This is a genomic window from Escherichia sp. MOD1-EC5950 (assembly GCF_002965345.1).
GTDB lineage: Bacteria > Pseudomonadota > Gammaproteobacteria > Enterobacterales > Enterobacteriaceae > Escherichia > Escherichia marmotae.
The window spans coordinates 1-927 of record NZ_PTSR01000107.1; the positions used below are offsets into that span (position 1 = coordinate 1).

A 927-nucleotide genomic window follows, 5' to 3' on the forward strand; every position below is an offset into this window, starting at 1 on the left:
TTGCAGGGATATAAGGAGAGAAGAGAAGTGAAAAAGGTGACGTTATTTCTGTTTGCTGCCAGCCTCCTGCCTTCCTGTGTACTGGCCTGGAACACGCCGGGAGAAGATTTCAGCGGAGAGCTTAAGCTGGAAGGCCCGGTGACCAGCACCCGTAATCCGTGGGTATGGAAAGTCGGACAGGGAAATGAAGGTCTGGAGGTTAAACAGAGCCGCGGTGTTCGTGACGGTGGGGGAGTGCCGGTTCCACTGCCGGCGATGACTGTTTTACTGGGAAAAACCACCCTGACCACACCGGCAGGACGTGAGGGACTTTCTCCCCGGGTCAGTTACGGAAAGGGGGCTGAGGGATTTTCGCTTGAATGGACAGCACCAGGCATGGCGGAAGTGACGCTGCCTGTCACCGGAGATAATAACGTCCGGGCAGGCACATTTGTTTTCAGAATGCAGGCTGCGGGGGTGTTGCGCCATGTGAAGGACGGACAGCCGGCGTATGCCGGTGTGTATGACGACCTGAATGTGAATGGTTTGCCTGGTGAAAGCACAGCCATGAAGGCTTCTGATATTCCGGGTGTTCTGCAGAAGATGTTCAGTGGTGAAGGTCCGTCCTGGCTGCAGACAATGACAGTCAGTGGTTATTCGGGAGTGAGTCATTTCAGTGATGCCTCCCTGCGTCAGGTGGAAGGTGTATATGGTGCACAGATAATGGCCGGTTACGGTGAGTTATATCTGAAAGGGCAGGTTCCGTCGGTCTGGCATGGTTCACTGCCGGTAAGTATTGAGTACCAGTAAGCAGGAGGACAGTCCGGTGCTGAATATTATTCATCGTCTGAAGTCCGGTATGTTTCCGGCGCTGTTTTTTCTGACTTCAGCCAGTGTGCTGGCACAACCCCTGATTATTCCGCCGGGCCACTGGCAGGAGGGAATGGC

The 927-nt window shown here is 54.5% G+C and carries 1 protein-coding gene and 1 pseudogene; both read left to right on the forward strand.

What is annotated here, in order from left to right; all coding sequences use genetic code 11:
• The first annotated feature begins 27 nt into the window (after positions 1-27).
• The gene (gene faeI, locus BEA93_RS24495) at positions 28-789 is read left to right on the forward strand and encodes a F4 (K88) fimbria minor subunit FaeI (protein WP_105267693.1); all 762 of its coding nucleotides are present in this window, start codon (positions 28-30) and stop codon (positions 787-789) included.
• A 16-nt stretch (positions 790-805) separates the two neighbouring features.
• Positions 806-927, forward strand: a pseudogene (locus BEA93_RS24500) (fimbrial protein); the annotation flags it as partial.